General features: G+C 59.1%; 26 protein-coding genes. 12 read left to right on the top strand and 14 right to left on the bottom strand.

The window, feature by feature from the left end:
* Window positions 1-107 precede the first annotated feature (107 nt).
* From LGH82_RS03535 to LGH82_RS03510, 6 genes are read right to left on the bottom strand one after another with little or no spacing between them, the layout of a single operon-like run.
* Window positions 108-788: an RNA polymerase sigma factor gene (locus LGH82_RS03535; protein WP_227347314.1), complete on the bottom strand. Its 681-nt coding sequence runs from the start codon at window positions 786-788 to the stop codon at window positions 108-110.
* Between the two features lie 59 nt (window positions 789-847).
* A complete protein-coding gene (locus tag LGH82_RS03530; RefSeq protein WP_227347313.1) occupies window positions 848-1111 on the bottom strand; it encodes a GTP cyclohydrolase I in 264 nt (87 codons plus the stop codon).
* A gap of 24 nt (window positions 1112-1135) precedes the next feature.
* Complete coding sequence (locus LGH82_RS03525) at window positions 1136-3154, bottom strand: hydantoinase/oxoprolinase family protein (RefSeq protein ID WP_227347312.1); 2019 nt, start codon at window positions 3152-3154, stop codon at window positions 1136-1138.
* Between the two features lie 5 nt (window positions 3155-3159).
* A complete protein-coding gene (gene fdxA, locus LGH82_RS03520) occupies window positions 3160-3498 on the bottom strand; it encodes a ferredoxin FdxA (RefSeq protein WP_227347311.1) in 339 nt (112 codons plus the stop codon).
* Window positions 3495-3899 carry a group III truncated hemoglobin gene (locus LGH82_RS03515; RefSeq protein WP_227347310.1) on the bottom strand — a complete coding sequence of 135 codons (405 nt, stop codon included), beginning with the start codon at window positions 3897-3899 and terminating at the stop codon, window positions 3495-3497. The genes fdxA and LGH82_RS03515 overlap by 4 nt, the downstream gene beginning before the upstream one ends.
* A 26-nt stretch (window positions 3900-3925) precedes the next feature.
* Window positions 3926-5800: a CBS domain-containing protein gene (locus LGH82_RS03510; protein ID WP_227347309.1), complete on the bottom strand. Its 1875-nt coding sequence runs from the start codon at window positions 5798-5800 to the stop codon at window positions 3926-3928.
* Window positions 5801-6384: 584 nt separating this feature from the next.
* Here LGH82_RS03510 and rnk point away from each other — a divergent pair.
* Window positions 6385-6849: a nucleoside diphosphate kinase regulator gene (rnk, locus tag LGH82_RS03505; RefSeq protein WP_227347308.1), complete on the top strand. Its 465-nt coding sequence runs from the start codon at window positions 6385-6387 to the stop codon at window positions 6847-6849.
* Between the two features lie 160 nt (window positions 6850-7009).
* Entirely contained in the window at window positions 7010-7405 is a 396-nt protein-coding gene (locus LGH82_RS03500; RefSeq protein ID WP_227347307.1) for a hypothetical protein, read from the top strand.
* On the opposite strand, the gene LGH82_RS03495 is transcribed toward LGH82_RS03500, so the two are convergent.
* Window positions 7350-8701, bottom strand: a protein-coding gene (locus LGH82_RS03495) for an IS3 family transposase (RefSeq protein WP_227344189.1) whose coding sequence is annotated in 2 segments (ribosomal slippage) — window positions 7350-8365 and window positions 8365-8701 — 1353 coding nt in all. Because the reading frame shifts where the segments join, the coding sequence is not laid out codon by codon here. The two genes, LGH82_RS03500 and LGH82_RS03495, sit on opposite strands and share 56 nt — an antisense overlap.
* 88 nt (window positions 8702-8789) lie before the next feature.
* Here LGH82_RS03495 and LGH82_RS03490 point away from each other — a divergent pair.
* Window positions 8790-9095 (top strand): hypothetical protein, encoded by a 306-nt coding sequence (locus tag LGH82_RS03490; RefSeq protein ID WP_227347306.1) that lies wholly within the window; start codon window positions 8790-8792, stop codon window positions 9093-9095.
* A gap of 7 nt (window positions 9096-9102) precedes the next feature.
* Here the strand turns inward: LGH82_RS03490 and LGH82_RS03485 are convergent, their stop codons facing one another.
* Together LGH82_RS03485 and LGH82_RS03480 are read right to left on the bottom strand one after the other, a co-directional pair.
* On the bottom strand, window positions 9103-9648 hold the full coding sequence (locus tag LGH82_RS03485) for a DUF488 family protein (RefSeq protein ID WP_227349469.1): 546 nt from the start codon (window positions 9646-9648) through the stop codon (window positions 9103-9105).
* Between the two features lie 54 nt (window positions 9649-9702).
* Window positions 9703-10548 (bottom strand): LysR family transcriptional regulator, encoded by an 846-nt coding sequence (locus tag LGH82_RS03480; RefSeq protein ID WP_227347305.1) that lies wholly within the window; start codon window positions 10546-10548, stop codon window positions 9703-9705.
* A 150-nt stretch (window positions 10549-10698) separates the two neighbouring features.
* Here LGH82_RS03480 and LGH82_RS03475 point away from each other — a divergent pair, with 150 nt between their 5' ends.
* The 3 genes from LGH82_RS03475 to LGH82_RS03465 all read left to right on the top strand — a co-directional run bounded on the left by LGH82_RS03475 (window position 10699) and on the right by LGH82_RS03465 (window position 13730).
* Window positions 10699-11361 carry a 5-formyltetrahydrofolate cyclo-ligase gene (locus LGH82_RS03475; protein WP_227347304.1) on the top strand — a complete coding sequence of 221 codons (663 nt, stop codon included), beginning with the start codon at window positions 10699-10701 and terminating at the stop codon, window positions 11359-11361.
* A gap of 107 nt (window positions 11362-11468) precedes the next feature.
* A complete protein-coding gene (gene ctaD / locus LGH82_RS03470; protein WP_227347303.1) occupies window positions 11469-13064 on the top strand; it encodes a cytochrome c oxidase subunit I in 1596 nt (531 codons plus the stop codon).
* Window positions 13065-13109: 45 nt separating this feature from the next.
* Window positions 13110-13730 carry a Tim44/TimA family putative adaptor protein gene (locus LGH82_RS03465; RefSeq protein WP_227347302.1) on the top strand — a complete coding sequence of 207 codons (621 nt, stop codon included), beginning with the start codon at window positions 13110-13112 and terminating at the stop codon, window positions 13728-13730.
* A 237-nt stretch (window positions 13731-13967) separates the two neighbouring features.
* On the opposite strand, the gene LGH82_RS03460 is transcribed toward LGH82_RS03465, so the two are convergent.
* The 5 genes from LGH82_RS03460 to LGH82_RS03440 form a co-directional block, all read right to left on the bottom strand.
* A complete protein-coding gene (locus tag LGH82_RS03460; protein WP_227349468.1) occupies window positions 13968-14384 on the bottom strand; it encodes a cyclic nucleotide-binding/CBS domain-containing protein in 417 nt (138 codons plus the stop codon).
* A 314-nt stretch (window positions 14385-14698) separates the two neighbouring features.
* Window positions 14699-14992 (bottom strand): DUF6522 family protein, encoded by a 294-nt coding sequence (locus tag LGH82_RS03455; protein ID WP_227347301.1) that lies wholly within the window; start codon window positions 14990-14992, stop codon window positions 14699-14701.
* 128 nt (window positions 14993-15120) lie between these two features.
* On the bottom strand, window positions 15121-15465 hold the full coding sequence (locus tag LGH82_RS03450; protein ID WP_227349467.1) for a BON domain-containing protein: 345 nt from the start codon (window positions 15463-15465) through the stop codon (window positions 15121-15123).
* A gap of 101 nt (window positions 15466-15566) precedes the next feature.
* A protein-coding gene (locus LGH82_RS03445) for an IS3 family transposase (RefSeq protein WP_227344189.1) occupies window positions 15567-16918 on the bottom strand; the annotation gives its coding sequence in 2 pieces (ribosomal slippage) (window positions 15567-16582 and window positions 16582-16918; 1353 coding nt in all).
* 52 nt (window positions 16919-16970) lie between these two features.
* On the bottom strand, window positions 16971-17294 hold the full coding sequence (locus LGH82_RS03440; RefSeq protein ID WP_227347300.1) for a BON domain-containing protein: 324 nt from the start codon (window positions 17292-17294) through the stop codon (window positions 16971-16973).
* A gap of 602 nt (window positions 17295-17896) precedes the next feature.
* Here LGH82_RS03440 and LGH82_RS03435 point away from each other — a divergent pair.
* The 6 genes from LGH82_RS03435 to LGH82_RS03410 all read left to right on the top strand — a co-directional run bounded on the left by LGH82_RS03435 (window position 17897) and on the right by LGH82_RS03410 (window position 22516).
* Window positions 17897-18667, top strand: coding sequence for a gluconate 2-dehydrogenase subunit 3 family protein (locus tag LGH82_RS03435; protein ID WP_227347299.1), 771 nt, complete (start codon window positions 17897-17899; stop codon window positions 18665-18667).
* A gap of 26 nt (window positions 18668-18693) precedes the next feature.
* Window positions 18694-19779 (top strand): GMC family oxidoreductase N-terminal domain-containing protein, encoded by a 1086-nt coding sequence (locus LGH82_RS03430; RefSeq protein ID WP_227347298.1) that lies wholly within the window; start codon window positions 18694-18696, stop codon window positions 19777-19779.
* Entirely contained in the window at window positions 19776-20147 is a 372-nt protein-coding gene (locus tag LGH82_RS03425) for a hypothetical protein (protein ID WP_227347297.1), read from the top strand. Before LGH82_RS03430 ends, LGH82_RS03425 begins: the two co-directional genes overlap by 4 nt.
* A gap of 52 nt (window positions 20148-20199) precedes the next feature.
* Window positions 20200-21551, top strand: a protein-coding gene (locus LGH82_RS03420) for an IS3 family transposase (protein ID WP_227344189.1) whose coding sequence is annotated in 2 segments (ribosomal slippage) — window positions 20200-20536 and window positions 20536-21551 — 1353 coding nt in all. Because the reading frame shifts where the segments join, the coding sequence is not laid out codon by codon here.
* Window positions 21552-21646: 95 nt separating this feature from the next.
* Entirely contained in the window at window positions 21647-21982 is a 336-nt protein-coding gene (locus LGH82_RS03415) for a GMC oxidoreductase (protein ID WP_413771459.1), read from the top strand.
* A 123-nt stretch (window positions 21983-22105) separates the two neighbouring features.
* A complete protein-coding gene (locus LGH82_RS03410) occupies window positions 22106-22516 on the top strand; it encodes a c-type cytochrome (protein ID WP_227347296.1) in 411 nt (136 codons plus the stop codon).
* Window positions 22517-22885 lie beyond the last annotated feature (369 nt).

The raw sequence follows: 22885 nt of genomic DNA, 5'->3' as shown, positions 1-22885 counted from the left end.
CTTCGCCCGGATGCGCAAAACGCACCGGGCATCGTTTTCAGTTGACGGTCATTGGATGCTGGGTAGCGGCAAACGTTCCAGCCAAAATCAGCTGAATTCGACGAGGGTTAGCCTTCCAGGCCGAGCCGCTTCATCACGGCGGCGGTCAGCCGTTCGCAGCGCCGGCCGGCAAAGGGGAAGGCATCGAGCAGCACGGGCCCGATTTGGTCCTCCAGCGCTTTGCGCAGCAGGGCGCGGGCGCGATGCAGGCGGGTCTTGACGGTTTCGGGCCACACGCCGAGTAGTTCTGAAGTCTCTTCAATGCTCAGGCCCTCGATCACCCGCGCCACGAACACCATCCGGTAGAGATCCGGAAGGCTGTCGGTCGCCCGTTCGACAAGCGCCAGTATCTGCCGTTGCGCCATCGTCCGCTCCGGATCGTCGCTGGGGTTGAGGGGAAACTGGATAATCTCGGCTTGCGGGTTCTCGGGCATCGCCACCGTTCGCCGTCTTTTACGCAACCGGCCGAGCGCTTCGTTGATGACGATGCGCGACAGCCACGTGCCGAGCGAGGCATCGCCGCGAAAACTCTCGAGATGAGCAAAGGCCCTGACATAGGCCTCCTGGACGATGTCCTCGGCCTCGGCGTCGTTGCGCACCACGCCGCGCGCGATGCGGTAAAGCCGCTGGTTATGCGTCTTGATGATGGTGCGGAAGGCGGCGCCGTCGCGCGCCATGGCGCGCTGTGCCAATTCCAGGTCGCCAGAGGCAGCGATGATTTCGGTCGCGTCTCGTCGAACGTACGACATGAGCAGTCTCCTTGCCCTTCAATAGATGGGGCCCGACAACAAAGGTTCCCGGAAATTCGTCACACTGGAATGGACGACAGGAATTCGCGCCTGAGATCGACGTTCGTGTCGAAAACGCCGAGCATGCGTTTGGTGACCATGCGCGTGCCGTGAGCGTGGACGCCGCGCGATGTCATGCAGCCATGCTCGGCGACAAGCACGACGGCCACTCCACCCGGCTGCAGGGCATCCTCGATGGCGCGAGCGATGTCATCCGTTAACACCAGGCCTGTATCGATCTTCGTACCGGCGAAGCGCTCCAGCGCTCGTGACGTGCCGGCCATGGCGCTGCGCGACCCTGATCTGCGTCATGACGCTATGCGGGGGCGTCCGGTGGCTGTAGCGACGACGATGGCTTCCACGAAACTGCGCTCGCCTTCGATTGTAGCAACCCTTATGTCCCGTGCGATCTCGATCCGCGCATGGTCGGTCCCGGCGCGCTCGGCGAGAGCTGCTGCTAAAGCGCGAATGTGGGCTTCGGCGGCAGCCATTGCTTCGTCCTCGGTGTCATAGTCGTCCAGCCGCTCGCCGGAATTGAGACGGAAAAGCCCGATTTCGGGCTGGCTGATGCGCGCTTCCGCCGACATCCGCACCTGCCCGACGACGGCACCCAGCGCATTTGCGACGTCGGCGTGTTCGGCGATGCGGCAGTCATTGCCGATCAATTGCGGTAGACCGGCATAATGGAGCACGGCGGAGGCCCCTAGGCCGATCACCGGCCGGTCGAGTGCGATCGACAGCCGCGCCATGCCGCCTTGCCGGCCGACCGCCCGCTGAACCAGGGGATTGGCAATGGAGACGCCGCCATCCAGCCCGTCCTCGGCAAAGACCGTTTCAAGAATGGCTTCGGCCGAACGCCGAGTCACCGCGGTGAGAACCATCTCGGAAAATGCTTCCGCGCCGTTCGCGACACGATGCCCCTGACCGTCGCGCTTGCGTGCGAACAATTCGGCGCCCAGTCGAGCCGCGACAGGATCCCAATTCCCTTGCCGGCCGAGCACATGGGCCGCATCGGATGGCGTAAAGCCAACGATATGCACCAGACCGCGCGCGACCAGGCGATTGAGTGTCGCGACCTGTGACGTCGATACGAGCAGCCGATCGAGTGCAGCGGGATTTCCGGAAATGTCCGCGTAGAGCCTTGCCTCGGTAACAGTCAGGCCCGCAGCCAGACGCTCGGGCACACCTGTTCGCAACGCGAAACGGCCGTCCAGCCGGCTGGTGTTGGGGCTGAGCAATTGCCGCTTGAGGCCTTTGTATATGGGATCACCGTGTTTCACCGCGGCGAGCGCCAGCGGTACCAGCCGACGGGGCCCGAGGACGATCGTCGAAGCCAACGACCGCTCATGAAGCAAGACTTCCGAATCTCCGCCGAGGCCAAAGGTGCGCATGGCGACGGCTTCAACCATGGTTCGCAATCCGCCGACTGTGGCGCCGTCCGGATCGAGCCGCAGGCGGCCGCCGTCGAGAACGGCGATGTCGGTGGTGGTGCCGCCGATGTCGGACACCACTGCGTTGTCGATGCCGGTCATGTACCGTGCGCCCACCAGGCTTGCCGCTGGTCCTGACAGGATGGTCTCGATTGGTCGGGCACGGGCGAATTCAGCGGTGACAAGTGCGCCGTCGCCGCGCACGACCATGAGCGGAGCGACGATCCCGCGTCTTGTCAGAAAGCCCTCGGTGGCGTTGACGAGGCGATCAATCATCGAGATCAGTCGCGCATTGAGAAGCGTGGTCAGCGCCCGACGCGGGCCGCCGAGTTTCGACGACAGTTCGTGTGAACAGGTCACCGGAAGCCCGGCATGTTTGCGGATGACGTCACGTACAGCGATCTCATGTTCGGGATTGCGAACCGCAAAATAAGAGGCCACGGCGACGCCTGAAACCGTGTCGGCAAGAGACGGCAGCGCAGCCACGAGGGCGTCCAGCACCAGTTGACGCGGATCGCCGTGGACGTCATGTCCGCCCAAGCAAAAGATCACGGGATCAGAGCCGAGGGCTTTTGACAATCCGTTCCGGGCAAGATCTGCTTCAGCGAAGCCGATCATCACCAGCGCGACCCGTCCACCCTGCCCTTCGACGAGGGCGTTGGTGGCGAGCGTGGTCGACATCGAGACAAGCTTGATAGCGCCGGGTTCGATGGCAGCCTCGGACAAAACAGCGTCGACGGCGCCGGCGATGCCCTCGGCAAGATCGTGCCGCGTGGTCAGCGATTTGGCCTTGGCCACGATGCCTGTAGATTCCGACCACAGCACGGCATCGGTGTACGTGCCGCCGGTGTCGATGCCCAGATACAGGGGGGAGAGCCGATGCGTATATGCGTTCATTTTGATCAGTCGCCCAGCCCGGGTTCCGGCGAGAAATATTTCGCCAATTTGTTCTCTTCACCGTCGAACGCCTTGGCGTCGGCAGGTGGATCACGTTTGATCGCGATATTAGGCCACACAGATGCGTACTCAGCATTCAGTGCGAGCCAATCGTCGAGACCAGGCGCGGCATCGGGAAAAATCGCCTTCGCCGGGCATTCGGGTTCGCAGACGCCGCAGTCGATGCATTCATCGGGATGGATGACGAGCATGTTCTCGCCTTCGTAGAAACAGTCCACGGGACAGACTTCCACGCAATCCATGTATTTGCATCTGATGCAATTGTCAGTGACCACGAACGTCATGCGGCGTTTCTCTGCCATGACCGGTCAGGGCGATAGAGCAAGCAGAGCTTCAAACTTTCGGCGATGTGGGCGGCCTTCAGCCAACAGAGCCCAGCAGTCTCGCTGTCCGGCAATTCGTCGCAACTGTCACCAAACAAGGCGAGGCACCGGTCGAGCAGACCGATCTCCAACCCAGCCATATGCTTGCTGACCGCAAGGAGACTTCCCCTGTCGTACCCGGTGGTCAGCATGACCGAGGACCAGAAATCGCAGATCTTCGCCAGATGCGTTTCCCAATCGCCGCCAACGACGCGCCCGAAAATCCGCCCGAGATCCGCGTCGGCGCGGATCTTGCCACAGAAGGAACCGACGAGCTGTCGAATCTGCTCGTCCGAAATCGGCACTGTCCGCGTCAAGGGCATGCTCTGATCCAGCGCTCATCCCTCCTTCAGACCACGCCATAGGTCATATCAAGGGGAATGCGGTGATCATCGATAGCCCGTACGCCGGCAGTGTTTTCAGCCAGAATTAGCGAGGCTTTGCGCTCCTGCTCCGATAGATAAGTCCCCCAGAAGGTGACCACGCCGTTGGCCACGGTCACGTCCGGACTTCCGGTCAAGGGCCATGATTCGGATCGCAAGGCGTCTAGAATTTTCCGCCGGATACTGTCGTCGTCATGCCAGGCCGGGATTCGGGAGCGTTTCCTGGCGACGAGAAGGGCCCGCACCAGATTAGCGCGGCTGACGATCCCCACCACCTGTCCGCCGCGTAGTACCGGGACACGCTTGATCCGATTGCTTTCAAGCAGGGCGGCGATCTCGACGATCGAGGTGCTCTCTGTCGCCGTCGCAACCTGCCTTGTCATCACGTCTGTCACGTGCGCGGAATGAGACCTAACATAGCCCTCCGCCTGAGCAGCGTTGTTGCTGAAAAACCGAAGCCACCAGGAACGACCCCGCAGCGCCGTGCCGATCTCAGCCCGGCGTATCAGGTCTCCCTCACTGACGATGCCCAGCAGTTCGCCTCGATCAATCACCGGCACGCCGCTGATCCCGTGCGATAGGAGAATATCGGCGACCTCGTCCACCGTACTGTCCGGCCCTACCGAGATGACCGGTGACGTCATGATGTCCTTGGCGATCAGCATTTCATTCTCCTTTACCTGCCTGCAGGCGGCAGAACTGCTGGCAAGGTAGTTCCAGAGCCCTGCCCGTCGTGTGACGGACCAGCATGGTGATGGATCGTGCGATAGAATTCCCTTGCGTGGAAAGCATAGGCTTCCAGATCGGCCGGATCGCCAGCGAACAGCCCCATGTCCTCGGCTTTCAGGAAGAACCAGGGAGCGGGCACCGGGTTCGAGCGCCTTCACGGCAACAGCTGCGAGCAACGGCTGGTCTTCGTTCGCATCGTCGTCCATCAGTTGTTCGAGTGCATCCCGGATCACGCCAGTCGCGCCCGAAATAACCATGCTCTTGGCCAGTCTTCCATAAGTGATCGGCAGCCGGGTCTGTGCTTGCAGGACCAGTTCCTCACGCAACCGCGTTTTGAGAGCGTTGTCATCCGCGCGGGCGATTGGGATGTGGTTGGCAGATACCATTCGACCGACCACACGGCGCTGCATGTCCGGGCCGGAAACTATGCTGCCGATATCGTGCACAAGCGTGTCCATCATCATCGCTGAGCCTAAAGTGCCCTTCGCGCGATATCGCCAAGATTCCCACTCCTGGCGTTGAGACCTGCTGCAGGCACTCGATCCTGTCAATTTCGCTGCGCCGGAGCTTCCTTTATCCTTACATACAAGACAAACGAAATTTATTGCCGCTTTAACATAATTATTTTGCATCATAATTTCGATTCCGATGAGTGAAGCGGCCCTTCCCTTTTCGGATTCGATATGCATTTTTGATGGTGCCGCCACCGCGCCACGACGGTCTTGACTTTCCACAGGCGGTGATTTCGCACCCGAAAGCGGTATGGAAGGAGATTTATGATGATCACTGGTGCGCAATGCCGTGCCGCTCGGGCGCTGGTCGAATGGACCCGTGAAAAGCTCGCCGGCAATGCAGGCGTGGATGCGTCGGTCATCGAGGAATTCGAACGCCGCATCAGCCTTCCCAGCCTGGATGTCTGCAAGACGCTGCAAACCGCGCTCGAAAACGCCGGCGCCGTTTTCATTGCCGAGAATGGTGGTGGCATCGGCGTTCGCCTGAAACTCAACCGCTCGGAAGTCAGGCGGATCGGCGTTCTGGAAAATGAGGGCGGCATAGTCGGAACAGACGCCGTCCCATAGGCTTAAGGTCTTGGGACCTCGACGAATTCGCATCCATAGTCGGTCGCTGGAAGATTCAGAATCGCGTTGGCCGCACAAGTAGAAAGCAAGGAGGCCATCGTGGCCGTTGCCTGGGACGATCTCACCGAGGAGGAGCGGACAGCGCTCAAACGTATGAATCGCGGGCCCTACCCGGCCCTGTCGAAAGCATTAGCCGAACGTCTGGTCTTCCTCGACCTGGCGGAAGAAAGACCGAGCGGGACCGGGATAAACAGGGCCGGCAGAGAGTTGGTGATAAGAACGTTGCTCGGCGCTCGTCCTGACTAGTTTAGGGCTGATGCCCGCCAAGTTGCGCAAAGGAGGGAGTCTTGACTTCCAAGATTGCCTAACCAACTATGGTCATATGAACGCCGTAGTCAAAATTCGTCACGATTTACTTTTCCGGGTTTGCCCTATAGCGGGAGTGTAGCCCCCGGCTCAGTTGCCATGCGCCCTGAGCCGAGGGGCGGTGCGTTCACCCACATGGGATGATCCCTCAGGCCTATGGGTATCGGCGTTTTCAACTAGATTTTTCACGATTGGCTCGGGGTCGGCACCATCGGTGGGCAGTTGGTCCGAGCAGAAGCACGAGTATTCAAATGCAAGACAACACGAAAACCCGGCGCAAGCCCAACATCAGAATCTCGCAGTCGGACCATGCGCGTTTATCGATGCTTGCGAGTACTGTGGCGGCACGAAATCCGGAAGCCTCTGATGAACTACTCGCCGAACTCGAGCGGGCGCGCATCGTCGTCGACAGTTCGGTTCCCGCCGACATCGTTCAGATGGGCTCGACGGTGACATTCAAGCCCGACACGGGCGACGCCAAAACCATCACGCTGGTTTTTCCGGGCGATGCGGACATCTCGGAAGGCAAGGTTTCAATCCTCACGCCGATTGGCACGGCCCTGATCGGCCTCTCGGCCGGCCAGTCAATCATGTGGACCGCGCGCGATGGGCGCCAGCACGAACTGTCGGTGCTTGGCGTGAGCCAGCCCGCTCCGGAAGGCGATGCAGCCGATCGGGGGGCAACAGCATCTTTGACGGTTGCGGCCGGCGTCTAGACATGGGCGTTTCCATCCGTCTCCTCAATCACGCAGGCAGCCTGATCGCGGGAGTCTGACCCCTGCGCCGGCCCATCCTGGCACAGCGCAGGGGTAGCTTCCACACCGATCAATTGCTTAGCGCCGGATCCCCTTTTCGCGGGCTGGCTGGAGACGCACCATGCCCAACATCGATAGCTGTCAGCTGACCACCAAGGACTACACCATTCTTGAAGTGATGCGGGAGCGCCATCCGGCCCCCGGCGATGCCTTCTCGGCTCTCCTTCAACGAAAGATTTCGAACGCAGTTGTAGTGTTTCGGGAGGACATCCCACCATCCGTCGCGACACTCAGCAGCCGCGTCGCTTACCAGATAAACGACGGCCCTGCGGAAACCCACATCGTCGCACACGGCGACATGCCCGGTCTGGTTGGCATGCTTTTGCCTGTCCGTCGTCAGATCATTTGGCTCAGATTGGATCGCAGATTAGCGGAGTGTCGGCCTCATCTTGGGGTTGATGTTAAGCGGCGATCTTGCGGTGCTGCAAGCGCCGATGTTGGATGGTTTGGCGTTTGATCCTTTCTCGCTGTTTGATAATGGCTGCGGCCCTGCCGAAGTAGGCGTCGGCTGGCGTTACGTTGGCCAGGCTCTCGTGGTAGCGTCGATGGTTGTAATGTTCGACGAAGGCTGCGATCTGGGCCTCAAGGTCGCCGGGCAGAAAGTAGTTCTCCAAGAGGATTCGGTTTTTGAGGGTCTGGTGCCAGCGCTCGATCTTGCCTTGGGTCTGGGGATGCATTGGAGCGCCCCGGACATGGCTCATGCGTTGGTCCTGGATATAGTCCGCCAGTTCGCCGGCGATGTAGCTGGGGCCATTATCGCTGAGCAGCCGAGGCTTGTGGTGCACATGGGCCTGGTCGCACCCTGAGGCAGTAAGTGCCATGTCCAGCGTGTCGGTGACGTCCTCGGCCCGCATGGTGCTGCACAGTTTCCAGGCGATGATGTAGCGGGAGTAATCGTCGAGCACGGTCGACAGGTACATCCAGCCCCAGCCGATGATCTTGAAGTAGGTGAAGTCCGTCTGCCACATCTCGTTGGGTCGCGTCGTCTTGGTGTGGAACTCGTTCGCCGCCTTGATCACCACATAGGCCGGGCTGGTGATCAGATCGTAGGCCTTGAGGAGCCGGTAAACGCTGGCTTCTGACACGAAGTAGCGCGTCTCGTCGGTGAACCGTACTGCCAGTTCGCGCGGGGAGAGCTCGGACTGCTCCAGCGCCAGTTCGATGATCTGGTCATGGATGGCAGGCGGGATGCGGTTCCACACCCGGCTCGGCGCCGAGGGCCGATCCTGCAGCGCCTCAGGCCCGCCCTCGACATAACGGTCATACCAGCGATAGAAGGTCCGGCGCGGGATGCCCAGTCGGTCCAGCGTTTTGCGGGTTGGCAGGTGTGACTGCTCGACGATCCTGATGATCTCGAGCTTTTCGGATGCGGGATATCTCATTCTTGCTCGTCCCCATCCGCGATCATGCTTTTTTTGAGCAGACGGTTTTCCAGTGTCAGATCAGCGACGCATTCCTTCAGCGCGCCGGCCTCCCGGCGCAAATCCTTGACCTCGTCGCTGGTGGCAGCACGAGCGGTATCACCCGCCAATCGGCGCTTGCCGGCCTCCATGAACTCCTTGGACCAGGTGTAATACAGGCTCTGCGCGATCCCTTCCTTGCGGCACAGCTCGGCGATGCTGTCTTCGCCGCGCAGCCCGTCCAGCACGATCCGGATCTTGTCTTCCGCTGAAAAATGCCGCCGGGTCGCCCGGCGAATGTCCTTTACCACCTGCTCGGCAGGCTTCTTGGCACTTGAGGATTTAGGGCTCATCTTGGTTCCTTCGTCGTGACGACGAGATCAAAACCCTCCTTAATTCACAACCTCAAATCTGGGACACAGGTGCTGACGGGGAACACTTTTGCCTATCACCAATCCGCGCGGCCTGGCGCTGCTCGGCCTGGCCGAAGGTCAGTCCATAACCATTCCGGCCGCGGATGGCGGCCTTGAAACGCTGACCCTCCATGAAGTGGTCTATCAGCCGGAAGCGGCAAGACGTGACAAGTTGAAGCTGGCGCAACGTGCAGAACCAGGCCAACGGTGGCCGGGCGGGCCGGTCCTGCGGATCGTCCATCGTTCCGATGACTTGCCGAACAAAGCGGCTACGAACCAAGTCACAACAGCTTTCGAAACAGAGTTCGACGATCCAGGTCCGTCCGCCGCCTGAGGCCCGGCTAACTTGAAGGCTGTGAAGGTGGATAGACAAGCCTTCCGTCTTCTCGAGCTCTCACACCGTCGGTGAGTTGCGCTCGCTCGACTTTGTCATGGCCCATCAGATGAAAAACGGTCTCGCCGCGGCTAAGGAGATAGTCCGCGACGATCCTTCTGTGGCAGCGCCACCATAGCGCTTCCGAGCACATGATTGCACAACGGCGCTGCCTGCCGAGGTACACAAGTCGATCCAAGCCCCGATGAAATTCCGCTGACAGCGCGTAGTCGGCGTAGTTGTGAAAACTCTGGTTGATCCAGAATGCGTTGAGCGTCGGTGGAATGTCGTGCGCCTTGCCACGCAGGCCACCAAGCTCGGCAATATTTTCATATCCAATCCCGAACGGTGCCAGCTCTCCTGGCAGCACGTCGCTGTTGAACTGCGGATTCGCTCGCGAACGCCGCACCGACCTTATGTCGATCACAAGGCCGATATCGGCAACCCGCAGCAGGGCGACGAATTCGGCGATCAACCGCGTCGAGTGACCGATGGTGTGGAACGGATAAGGCATGTTCATTCTGGCCGTGGTTCACCTTTCCGGAACTGCGCCTATCGGCGAGGTCGATCATTTGACAACCTGCTTCAGGCCACGCATAGCTTCCTGCACGTCGGGTCGCGTTTCGCTTGCTTCAGGATAAACGGCGTAGGCGGGATAGGTGAATTCCGGCGCTCCCTCAACGGTTTCGAGCTCGCCGGCCTCGATATGGGGAGCCACAACGCCTTTCCTGAAATAGCCCATGCCGCCGGCGCGCAAGATATAGCTTAGCCCCAGCGGCCCGAGGCCGACCAGCAATCCGGGTTCTCCGAACGCAGTGGAACTGGCGTCATGTTGCGCAGCGAACAGCGGCCCCCAGTCGACATAGACGTAGTCATTCGCGCCAGCCGGTTCGCCTTCCTTGTTCTTGGTTCTCACGAGGACAAGCTGCTCTTCGACCAGCAACTCCACCTTGAAGCCCGGCAAGAGTTTCGGCGCGTAAAGCACGGCGATGTCGAGAACACCTGTGCGCAGTTGCTCAAGGAGTTGATCGGGCACGCCGACGTGGGCATGGATCGCGATCTCCGGCTTGGCCTTCTTCATCCAGACCAGCCAATCGAGCAGCAAAGGATTCCACAGACTGAGCTCTCCACCCAGCGCGACGACACTCGTCCGCCCCGAGGGGATGGCGAGTTGGTGCCGTGCCCGTTCCCAGATCTGCACGAATGATTGAGCAAACCGTTCGAACTCCCTACCGGCCGGCGTCAGCTGCGCGCCGTTGCGATTGCGGATGAAGAGCTGACGGCCGAGCTCTTCCTCCAGCGTGCGTATGCGCGCGCTGACCGTGGTCTGGGTCACGTGAAGCCGGTCGGCGGCCCTGAGAAAACTGCCGGAATGGACGATTTCCAGAAAAGTGCGCGCGCGGTCAATGTCCAACAGAGCCTCCCCCAACTTCAGTGCAATAATATTGCATTGATACAGCACTTAATTCCATTTGCCTTCCTTTTTCGTACGGCGCAACGTTTTCAGAGAGGTGGGCAGGCGGCTTTACCGCTGCATGTCAACGGCAGATGACAAGGATGCGCAATGCCTGACAAAGAAACCACTCACGCCGAAACGAGAGAATATGCGTTGTCGTCGTGCAACACGCATGACGTCGTTCCGGGGCATGGAACGGAACTGATCCAGGCGGACGCCTGGACCGACGTCGCCCCGTGGCGCAAGGCGGAACGCAAGCGCCTGATAGATGAACGCCTCGCGGTCGATGCCGAAGAGAGGCAGGCCAAGTCGGACCGGATCGCTTCGCGTCTCGACCTCACCATCGGCAAGGTCAGCGGCCGCATCGTCAGCGGCTATTGGCCTTTCCGTGGCGAGCCAGATCTGCGCAACTGGGCAATCAAGGTCATCGAGCGCGGCGCACGGATCGCGCTTCCGGTCGTCATCAAGAAGGGCTGGCCGCTGGAGTTCCGCGTCTGGGGGCCGGGCGACCCGCTCGAGCGCGGCGTTTGGAACATCCTGGTCCCATCACATGGCCCCTCGGTCCAGCCGGATGTGGTAATCGCGCCCGTGGTCGGCTTCGACCAGGCGAATTACCGCCTGGGCTACGGCGGTGGTTTTTTTGACAGGACGCTGGCGGCAATGCCCAAGCGGCCGTTTGTCGTCGGCGTCGGTTACTCCAACAGCAGGATCCAGACCATTTATCCGCAGCCGCACGACATTCCGATGGACGTAATCGTCACCGATGAATGAACGCGACGCAGGCAGGGCCTGGTTCTTCAATCCATGACGATGGTTCCAAGTGTCGTCGGTTGCGGAATTCATCCGGCTCATCTGCAATGAAGATCAGGTAGGACGCCATGTCGAATACGACAGCATCGCTGGACGATCACAAGCCGCGTTTTCTAGTTAGGTGGCTGTTTTCGACCAACCACAAGGATATCGGCACACTCTATCTGATCTTCTCGATCATGACGGGTATCCTCGGCACCGCGCTTTCGGTGCTGATGCGGATGGAACTTCAGGAACCGGGGTTGCAGATTTTCTCCGACCCGGCAGTTTACAACGTCGTCGTCAGCGCCCACGGCCTGGTCATGATCTTCTTCGTGCTCATGCCGGCCCTGATCGGTGGCTTCGGCAACTGGATGGTGCCGATCATGATCGGCGCGCCCGACATGGCCTTTCCGCGCATGAACAACATTTCCTTCTGGCTGTTGGTGATGTCGTTTATCCTCTTCATCACCTCGATGTTCGTTCCGGGGGCGCCCGGCACACTCGGCCATGGCGGCGGCTGGACGCTTTATCCGCCGCTTTCGACCTCTGGCCAGCCCGGCCCCGCGGTCGACCTCGTCATCCTGTCGATCCACCTAGCAGGAGCGTCATCGATCCTCGGTGCGATCAACTTCATCACGACCATCTTCAACATGCGCGCGCCGGGAATGAATCTGCACAAGATGCCCTTGTTCGCCTGGTCGATGCTGGTGACCGCCTTCATGCTGCTGATGTCGCTGCCCGTGCTTGCCGGCGCGATCACAATGCTGCTCACGGACCGCAACTTCGGCACGACCTTCTTCGTCCCCGAAGGCGGCGGCGATCCGATCCTCTACCAGCATCTGTTCTGGTTCTTTGGTCATCCCGAGGTCTACATCATGATCCTGCCCGGCTTCGGCATCATCAGTCACGTCATCTCGACCTTCGCCAAGAAGCCGATCTTCGGTTATCTCGGCATGGCCTATGCGATGGTGGCGATCGGCATGATCGGCTTCATCGTCTGGGCACACCACATGTTCACGACAGGCCTGTCGGTCGACACTCAGCGCTATTTCGCATTTGCTTCAATGGTCATCGCGGTTCCGACCGGGGTGAAGGTGTTTTCGTGGCTGGCGACCATGTGGGGTGGCTCGATCGAGTTCAAGACGCCGATGCTCTGGGCCACGGGTTTCGTCCTGCTCTTCACCATTGGCGGCGTCACCGGGATTGTTGTCGCCAATCCTGGCATTGATCGCGTGCTGCACGACACCTATTACATCATCGCGCATTTCCATTACGTGCTTTCGCTGGGCGCCGCCTTCGCCATCTTTGCCGGATTCTACTACTGGTTCCCGAAGATGACCGGGTACATGTACAATGAGACACTGGGAAAGCTGCATTTCTGGCTGATGTTCGTAGGCGTCAATCTCGTCTTCTTCCCCCAGCATTTCCTTGGACTGGCGGGTATGCCACGCCGCGTTGCCGACTATCCGGACGCTTTCGCCGGCTGGAACTTCGTCTCATCGATCGGATCCTATATTTCAACGGCCGGGCTCATCGTCTTCTTCATCACGGTGGCGGAGGCCTTCAGACGCAAACGCCCGGCCGGCGCCAATCCATGGGGTGAAGGGGCAACCACGCTCGAATGGCAATTGCCGTCGCCGCCGCCCTTCCATCAGTGGCAAAAGCTGCCGCTCATCCGCTGAACAAATCGACGTCTGAATACTTCGACACGTCGTCGGGAGAATGCCATGAACGAGACCGCAGATCCAAACAACGCGATACTGCTCGTTGCGATCATCGCGTTTTATTGGGCATTGCTGGGCAGTTGGGGCCAACCTCTGCCGCGCTCGGGAGAAGACAAGGCCAAACGGGACGATGTGCAGACGAGGCAACGAACCGGCTGTATCGAAAACACGTCTTCCGGGGACCTGCCATTGGACGTTATCCGAAAAATTGATCCGGGTTTTGACCTCGCCAAGTTTCTGGCCGGCGCCAATGCGGCTTATGAAATTGTCCTGTTGGCCTATGCATGCGGCGACATGCAGACATTAAAGCGCCTTGTCGGGCCGCAAGTGCTCGACATCTTCGAGCAAGCGACAGCCGAACGCCGAGATCGGCAAGAGATGCTGCAGTTGACATTCATCGGCATGCGCGAAGCGACGGTCATCAGTGCTCTCGAAAAGGATGGTATCGCTGAGATTGCCATTCGCTTCGTTTCCGACGTAGTCAGCGTTACACGCTCGGCCAATGATGCGATTGTTGCCGGCGATCCCCAGCAGATCACTGAGGTGATCGATGCGTGGACGTTCGCCTGTGACACCCAGTCAAGGAAGCGCAAGTGGATGCTGATCGCCACTGATGGAGGATAGCTCAAGGCCTATGAATACCGCGCCATCTCAGAACCAGGCGACCTCCCGCGAAGCGGGTTCGTGCATTGGGCGCAAAACGGCCTTGGGTCTCGGCTTTGCGCGATTCATTTTCTCCCGAAAATGGAGCAGCGCGCGCGTTAACAAGTCAGGAAGCCCTACGTCTTGGGCTATGGCAATCATGCCCGAACTCGCGCCCTTTCTGGAGGGGCCAAATCGATCTTGGTTGCCACAGGTCAATCAGCGATAGCCAACGCACATCACATAATCGCGCAAAAGCGTCTCTTCTTGTTCCACTTCCAGCATGAGCGCCTCAAGCGCATCTCGCGCGTTGAGCACTCCGATCGGTCGAGACTCTGCATCGATGACGGGAATGTTTTTCAGCCGGCGCTCCTTCATGATCGACCAGACATCGTGCAACCAGTCCGCCGGTCGGCAGATGGCGACATCCTGGGTCATCACCGACGATGTCGCGATTTGGCAGCTAGAACCCTGACACTGGCCTATCTGCCTTACGATATCCGTTTTCGTAATCACGCCTTTCAAAAGCCGATCGTGGCCGCAAACAACGACTAGGTCCGGTGAGCCACCAAGCAGTCGTGCTGCTTCAAGCATTGGAGCATCATATCCGACAGTGACGAGCCTTTTGCGGGCCATCGGTAGCACTCTATCGACGAACATTTGTTTCGTCCTTTCCCGTCTTTCAGCCGCCGTAAGAGATGCGTAACGTTACAGCAATGCGGATTATGGCCAGCGCGAAACGGCCAAGCGTATCGCTATCGGCATCGGAAACCTCGCTCTAGTCTTGCACGCGCTGCCGCTGCGGCTGGCACAGGCCAGCGTTTCCTTTTTCCTACCCGCGATTCTTGACCGACGCCGAGTTTTTCTAGGCAGGGGAAGCCGCTTCAACACGGTCACTTGGGGAAGTTGGTCCGAGGATTCGATGAGAAAGTGGCTTCTTTTATCCTCGTTCATCCGCCCGGCCTTCGAAGTGCCCTGGGTAGAGCGAGCTCGCCAAAATCGATGGCAGATCGCTGGATGATCCGTCCGGCTTCGTCAACAATGACACAGAACCGGCGGTTGCCTAAAAAGAATGTCAGCCGTAGGCGCCCGGCATCTGCGCCTTCGCCGCGCTCACACCTGCTAGTTATCTTGCTTTCCCGAATGAGTGATTGGACAACCCAAGGGTCAATATCAAGCCCTTTGCCAATGATTGCGGCATCGACCTGCACTGCGTCGTCTTCGAATTTGATCGTCGCCATCATCAATCACTGTCGCGGCGGGCCCTCCACGGGCAGCCATTTTGGTAACGCCAATCCAACAATCGTTCCAATTTGCGTTCTAGGAGAATGGATCTCAGAGCCCGCTCATTGTTGGATGGCCAGGCGACGACCTAGCCGACAATGTTGATGTGGTTATGGACCCTGACAACGCCCGGTGCTCGCCAGGCGGTTCGCTCGGCCTCCTGTTTTTCTGACCATGAGCTTACTGCCCCGGAAAGGCTCACTTCACCACCATCGGCGGTAACGCTGATATGCTGCGCGTCGACCTCTGCGCTTCGCTTGAATGCATTTTCGATCTTGGCCTTGGTCTCTACAGGTGCCACGCGCGGCTTCAGCACCACGCGATTAATGACGCCTTTGACGCCGTGCACCTTCCGCGCCGCGGCTTCGACCTGATTGCGCTGGCATTGCCACTCGGCGTCGCCTTCCAGGGTGAGCCAACCCTCTTTCGCAATGACCTTGAACTGGCCGTGGGAAGAGGGTGTCCGTCGTCAGATCATTTGGCTCAGATTGGATCGCAGATTAGCGGAGTGTCGGCCTCATCTTGGGGTTGATGTTAAGCGGCGATCTTGCGGTGCTGCAAGCGCCGATGTTGGATGGTTTGGCGTTTGATCCTTTCTCGCTGTTTGATAATGGCTGCGGCCCTGCCGAAGTAGGCGTCGGCTGGCGTTACGTTGGCCAGGCTCTCGTGGTAGCGTCGATGGTTGTAATGTTCGACGAAGGCTGCGATCTGGGCCTCAAGGTCGCCGGGCAGAAAGTAGTTCTCCAAGAGGATTCGGTTTTTGAGGGTCTGGTGCCAGCGCTCGATCTTGCCTTGGGTCTGGGGATGCATTGGAGCGCCCCGGACATGGCTCATGCGTTGGTCCTGGATATAGTCCGCCAGTTCGCCGGCGATGTAGCTGGGGCCATTATCGCTGAGCAGCCGAGGCTTGTGGTGCACATGGGCCTGGTCGCACCCTGAGGCAGTAAGTGCCATGTCCAGCGTGTCGGTGACGTCCTCGGCCCGCATGGTGCTGCACAGTTTCCAGGCGATGATGTAGCGGGAGTAATCGTCGAGCACGGTCGACAGGTACATCCAGCCCCAGCCGATGATCTTGAAGTAGGTGAAGTCCGTCTGCCACATCTCGTTGGGTCGCGTCGTCTTGGTGTGGAACTCGTTCGCCGCCTTGATCACCACATAGGCCGGGCTGGTGATCAGATCGTAGGCCTTGAGGAGCCGGTAAACGCTGGCTTCTGACACGAAGTAGCGCGTCTCGTCGGTGAACCGTACTGCCAGTTCGCGCGGGGAGAGCTCGGACTGCTCCAGCGCCAGTTCGATGATCTGGTCATGGATGGCAGGCGGGATGCGGTTCCACACCCGGCTCGGCGCCGAGGGCCGATCCTGCAGCGCCTCAGGCCCGCCCTCGACATAACGGTCATACCAGCGATAGAAGGTCCGGCGCGGGATGCCCAGTCGGTCCAGCGTTTTGCGGGTTGGCAGGTGTGACTGCTCGACGATCCTGATGATCTCGAGCTTTTCGGATGCGGGATATCTCATTCTTGCTCGTCCCCATCCGCGATCATGCTTTTTTTGAGCAGACGGTTTTCCAGTGTCAGATCAGCGACGCATTCCTTCAGCGCGCCGGCCTCCCGGCGCAAATCCTTGACCTCGTCGCTGGTGGCAGCACGAGCGGTATCACCCGCCAATCGGCGCTTGCCGGCCTCCATGAACTCCTTGGACCAGGTGTAATACAGGCTCTGCGCGATCCCTTCCTTGCGGCACAGCTCGGCGATGCTGTCTTCGCCGCGCAGCCCGTCCAGCACGATCCGGATCTTGTCTTCCGCTGAAAAATGCCGCCGGGTCGCCCGGCGAATGTCCTTTACCACCTGCTCGGCAGGCTTCTTGGCACTTGAGGATTTAGGGCTCATCTTGGTTCCTTCGTCGTGACGACGAGATCAAAACCCTCCTTAATTCACAACCTCAAATCTGGGACACAGGTGCTGACGGGGAACAGGAAGAGGGAAGCTCGATGGAGATTGCCTCGACTGCGGCCCGCGCGAGTTCCGGATCTGTCTTTTGATGGCTGGATGGAAGGCGAACTTCAATGTCGTTGGCAATGCCGAGGACGCCTTTGACTCGCTTCGCCGCATTCTCCGCCTCGTATTTCTGCATATAGAAAGGGACGTAGCCGGTAAGCGAGACGGCGCCCTTTTTAACGGTGACACCAACGTCTGCGGCATCGATGTCGGGGGCCCATTTCAGTTCGCTTTCCAAATCCTGCTTGATATTGCTGTCGAATCTCATGCCGCAGTTCCTTATAGTGGACCAACACTCAACTCTTACACATCCTGGGAAAGTCATCTTACGGCAGGCAGAGGACGTTACTACTCTTCACGCTCGGCGAAGTTGCTAGCTGATATCAACAGTGCGCCGCGCTAGCAGCCTCGCCGTTCTTTAAGAACAAGACAAATGAAATTTATGATGAATTTAACGCAATTATCTTGCAGTCAATTTCGGTTCGATGACGAATACGACGCGCATTTCCCTTTTTCTTCCTAAGGACGAAGCCTTCGCGCACGACTTTCCCTCGTGTCGATGTTGCCCTTGTTCGGTAATGGCGGATGGAAAGGCGGAATTATGCCTGTTCGGCGTCGCCGTTTGAAATGGCGTGCATTCCAGCCATGGCAGAGCCGACTGCGGTTTCATGCGCGTTGCCAGACACACCATCCATCATAAAAACTGCACTCATTTGCCGATTAAATTCGTTTGCTAGACGGAAGGCGTGAGCACTAGGCTTCAAAAAATCCACCAAGCTTAGCGCTGGATGCTGCGCAGCGCTGGTTGGAGCGGGCGCAAGCTCTCTCCATCCTCATCAAAGTTTTGCCTGCAGTGTCACAGGAGAGATCATGTCGACGAAAGAAAAGAGCGAAAGCGATGTGGGGCGTCGTGACTTTCTGAAGCTGTTCGGCGCGGCGGGAGCTGCCGGAGCGGCGGCGAGCACTTTGCCGCTGGGTGGATCCGCATCCGCGGACGAAGTGGTGGCCGCGGCGACCGACAAAACGCATCATCACGTAACCGACGCCGCGAAATCCCATGCCGGGGACTCGGGCTACGAATTCTTCAATGTGGACGAATCCGCCTTCATCGAAGCGGCGGTCGATACGCTCATTCCAAGTGATTCAACAGGCCCCGGCGCCAAGGAGCTCGGTGTCGCGATCTACATCGACCGCCAGATGGCAGGTGGGTACGGCAAGGGCGACCGGCTGTATCTGGAAGGACCTTTCGCCGAGGGCACGCCCGAGCAGGGCTATCAATTGCCGATGACGCCATCTGAGCTGATCCGTGTCGGCATCGCCGATGTCGGTGCCTATGTGCAGAAAAACCACAAGAGCAGGTTCGACGCCCTTTCGGCAAAAGATCGTGCCGCCGTGATGGCCGATCTCGAGGGCAAGAAGGTGGAGCTTCCAACCGTGCCAACCGCGACCTTTTTCGGACTGCTGCTTCAACTGACGATCGAGGGCTACTTCGCCGATCCGATGTATGGCGGAAATATAGACAAGGCGGCCTGGAAGATGATCGGCTTCCCCGGTGCGGACGCCATGTACATGGACAAGATCGAACCATTTCGGAACAAGCCCTATGCAGCTGAACCGAAGGGCATCCAGGACCTCATTTAGTCGACGGAAGAAGAGGAGATTGTAACATGGCCACCAAACTCAACGCGGTCGATGTCCTGATTGTCGGTCTTGGATGGACAGGCGGTATCATTGCCAAGGAGCTTGCGTCGACCAAGCTGAAAATCGTTGCTCTTGAGCGGGGAGGCCCGCGCGATACCAATCCGGACTTTCTCGATCCGCAGATCCATGACGAACTGCGCTACGCCGCCCGCTACGATCTCATGCAGAATGTGCGGCGAGAAACCATCACCTTCCGAAACAGTGAATCGCAAACGGCGCTACCGATGCGACAGCTTGGCTCGTTCCTGCCCGGCCAAGGCGTCGGCGGCGCCGGCGTGCACTGGAACGGCGTCACCTGGCGATGGCTCGAATGGGACCACCAGGCGCACACCAGGACGGTCGACAAGTATGGCGAAAAGATCATCCCTTCGGATATGCACCTGCAGGACTGGCCGATCACCTATGACGATCTCGAACCCTACTACGACAAGTTCGAGAAGACCTGCGGCACCTCCGGCAAGGCCGGCAATCTCAATGGCAAGAAGATCGTAGGCGGCAACGTTTTTGAAGGATCGCGCAAGGACGAGTATCCCAATCCACCGATGATTGCTGCGCAAAGCATGGTGATGTTCGAGAAGGCGGCCCGCGATCTCGGCTACCATCCTTTCCCCAATCCTTCGTCAAACGCGTCGCGGGATTACGTCAATCCCGACGGCGTGGCATTCGGCCAGTGTCACTATTGTGGCTTCTGCGAGCGTTTCGGCTGCGAGGCGAATGCCAAGGCAAGCCCTCACTTTACCGTCATTCCGCTTGCGCGGCAGAATCCGAATTTCGAGCTGCGCACCAACTCGATCGTGCTGAAGGTCAATCTCGACTCGACCCGCAAGAAGGCGGTCAGCGTTACCTATCTCGACGCACGCGGGCGGGAATTCGAACAGCCTGCCGATCTCATCATTCTCTCAGCTTACGCCCTCGGCAACGTCAACCTTCTGCTTCAGTCGGGTATCGGTGTGCCCTACGATCCGGCGACGGGAAAGGGCGTTGTCGGCCGCAACTATGCCTACCAATGCGGCGGCGGGCTTCCGCCTATTTCGACAAGAAGACGGTCATGAATAGCTTCATGGGTGCGGGCGCGCTCGGCACGACAATGGACGATTTCAACGGCGATAACTACGATTTCGAGAAGGCCGGCTATATTGGCGGCGGCGGCATCAGCTGCAGCAACTCGGGCGCGCGGCCCATCCAGTCGCATCCAACGCCACACGGCACGCCGTCCTGGGGCTCTGAATGGAAAAAGGCGGTGGTCGACAACTATGACCACGCAACCAGCGTCGGCAACCAGGGCGCGGTTATGGCTTACCGACAAAACTATCTGAGCCTCGATCCGACCTACACCGACGTCTTTGGACGTCCGCTGATGCGGATGACGTTCGACTTCCAGGATAACTGTTCCCCGTCAGCACCTGTGTCCCAGATTTGAGGTTGTGAATTAAGGAGGGTTTTGATCTCGTCGTCACGACGAAGGAACCAAGATGAGCCCTAAATCCTCAAGTGCCAAGAAGCCTGCCGAGCAGGTGGTAAAGGACATTCGCCGGGCGACCCGGCGGCATTTTTCAGCGGAAGACAAGATCCGGATCGTGCTGGACGGGCTGCGCGGCGAAGACAGCATCGCCGAGCTGTGCCGCAAGGAAGGGATCGCGCAGAGCCTGTATTACACCTGGTCCAAGGAGTTCATGGAGGCCGGCAAGCGCCGATTGGCGGGTGATACCGCTCGTGCTGCCACCAGCGACGAGGTCAAGGATTTGCGCCGGGAGGCCGGCGCGCTGAAGGAATGCGTCGCTGATCTGACACTGGAAAACCGTCTGCTCAAAAAAAGCATGATCGCGGATGGGGACGAGCAAGAATGAGATATCCCGCATCCGAAAAGCTCGAGATCATCAGGATCGTCGAGCAGTCACACCTGCCAACCCGCAAAACGCTGGACCGACTGGGCATCCCGCGCCGGACCTTCTATCGCTGGTATGACCGTTATGTCGAGGGCGGGCCTGAGGCGCTGCAGGATCGGCCCTCGGCGCCGAGCCGGGTGTGGAACCGCATCCCGCCTGCCATCCATGACCAGATCATCGAACTGGCGCTGGAGCAGTCCGAGCTCTCCCCGCGCGAACTGGCAGTACGGTTCACCGACGAGACGCGCTACTTCGTGTCAGAAGCCAGCGTTTACCGGCTCCTCAAGGCCTACGATCTGATCACCAGCCCGGCCTATGTGGTGATCAAGGCGGCGAACGAGTTCCACACCAAGACGACGCGACCCAACGAGATGTGGCAGACGGACTTCACCTACTTCAAGATCATCGGCTGGGGCTGGATGTACCTGTCGACCGTGCTCGACGATTACTCCCGCTACATCATCGCCTGGAAACTGTGCAGCACCATGCGGGCCGAGGACGTCACCGACACGCTGGACATGGCACTTACTGCCTCAGGGTGCGACCAGGCCCATGTGCACCACAAGCCTCGGCTGCTCAGCGATAATGGCCCCAGCTACATCGCCGGCGAACTGGCGGACTATATCCAGGACCAACGCATGAGCCATGTCCGGGGCGCTCCAATGCATCCCCAGACCCAAGGCAAGATCGAGCGCTGGCACCAGACCCTCAAAAACCGAATCCTCTTGGAGAACTACTTTCTGCCCGGCGACCTTGAGGCCCAGATCGCAGCCTTCGTCGAACATTACAACCATCGACGCTACCACGAGAGCCTGGCCAACGTAACGCCAGCCGACGCCTACTTCGGCAGGGCCGCAGCCATTATCAAACAGCGAGAAAGGATCAAACGCCAAACCATCCAACATCGGCGCTTGCAGCACCGCAAGATCGCCGCTTAACATCAACCCCAAGATGAGGCCGACACTCCGCTAATCTGCGATCCAATCTGAGCCAAATGATCTGACGACGGACACAGGATAACGAGGTGAAGCAGATGAACGGTCAGGCCGACATTTGCGTGAAGATCGCCAAGGAGATGGGTGCTACCAAGGTCGATCGGAGTATTCCTCCCGTGCCCTATTCGATCGTGCCCTATCAGAGCACACACAACACAGGCGGGGCAGTCTTCGGCGCTGATCCAACCCCCAGTGTCCTGAATAAACATCTTCAGGTCTGGGATGTTCCGAATGTGTTCGTCACGGGGGCCTGTGTGTTCCCTCAGAACGCCGGAAAGAACCCGACTGGACCGGTAGGCGCTCTTGCCTACTGGGCGGTGGACACGATCAAGAATCAGTATCTCAAGAACCCCGGCCCATTGGTTCCCTCCTGAGGCGACGTCCGCCGGATCCGGACTCGCGGTTCGGATCCGGCGGACTTGGCGTGTTTCGAACCTCTTATTGCCGGTGGCCGGTTTGGCTGGGAACCAACCCGTAGCTCATTGAAGGAAGCAAACATGAAATCGCTGATGTTCGCATTGATGACAGCAATTCTTGCTGCAAACGAGCCTGCCCATGGGCTGGAGGCATCGCCTGCTGGCAATGCCGAAGCCGGCGCAGCCGTCTTCAAGAGGTGTATGGCCTGCCACTCGGTCGGCCCCGATGCCAAGAACGGAGTTGGTCCGGTCCTGAATGGAGTCGTCGGCCGGGCGGCCGGTGTGTATCCGGACTACAGTTACTCCGCAGCCAACAAGAATTCGGGCCTGATCTGGGATGAACCGACGCTTACGACCTATCTGCATGCGCCGCGCAAACTGGTGCCCGGTACGAAAATGACTTTCGCCGGTCTCAGCAAGGACCAGGAGATCGCCGATGTGATCGCCTATCTGAAACAGTTCGACGCTCAGGGCCAGAAGGTCGGCCCCTGAGTCAGGCAGGCGATCTGTCTCCGGCGGGAAAGCGCAATCTGATGAGATTTCTCCTGCACAGCGGGTTGGGCAATTCCACGATCCATCAGATTGGCGACTACCTGCGTAGCCATGGTACTGGCCATCACTGGATCGAGAGATATCGAGGCAACATCTTCGTGTTCGTGTCAGATGCAGCTGACGAGGCAATCCTTAGAAACGAATTCTCGAGCCTTCTCGACGCCGCCGGCACGGACACAGAGGGGAATGACCTCTCTACCGATGTCTCAGCAAAATCTCTGAGGACGACAGCATCGTTGTGCATCTCGTCATGAGCCGAGTAGACTGTTCCCCGTCAGCACCTGTGTCCCAGATTTGAGGTTGTGAATT

Origin of the sequence: Mesorhizobium sp. PAMC28654, assembly GCF_020616515.1 — a bacterium.
Taxonomy (GTDB): Bacteria; Pseudomonadota; Alphaproteobacteria; order Rhizobiales; family Rhizobiaceae; genus Mesorhizobium.
The sequence above is the reverse complement of the archived record's forward strand: the minus strand, read 5'-3'. Positions and strand labels throughout refer to the sequence as shown.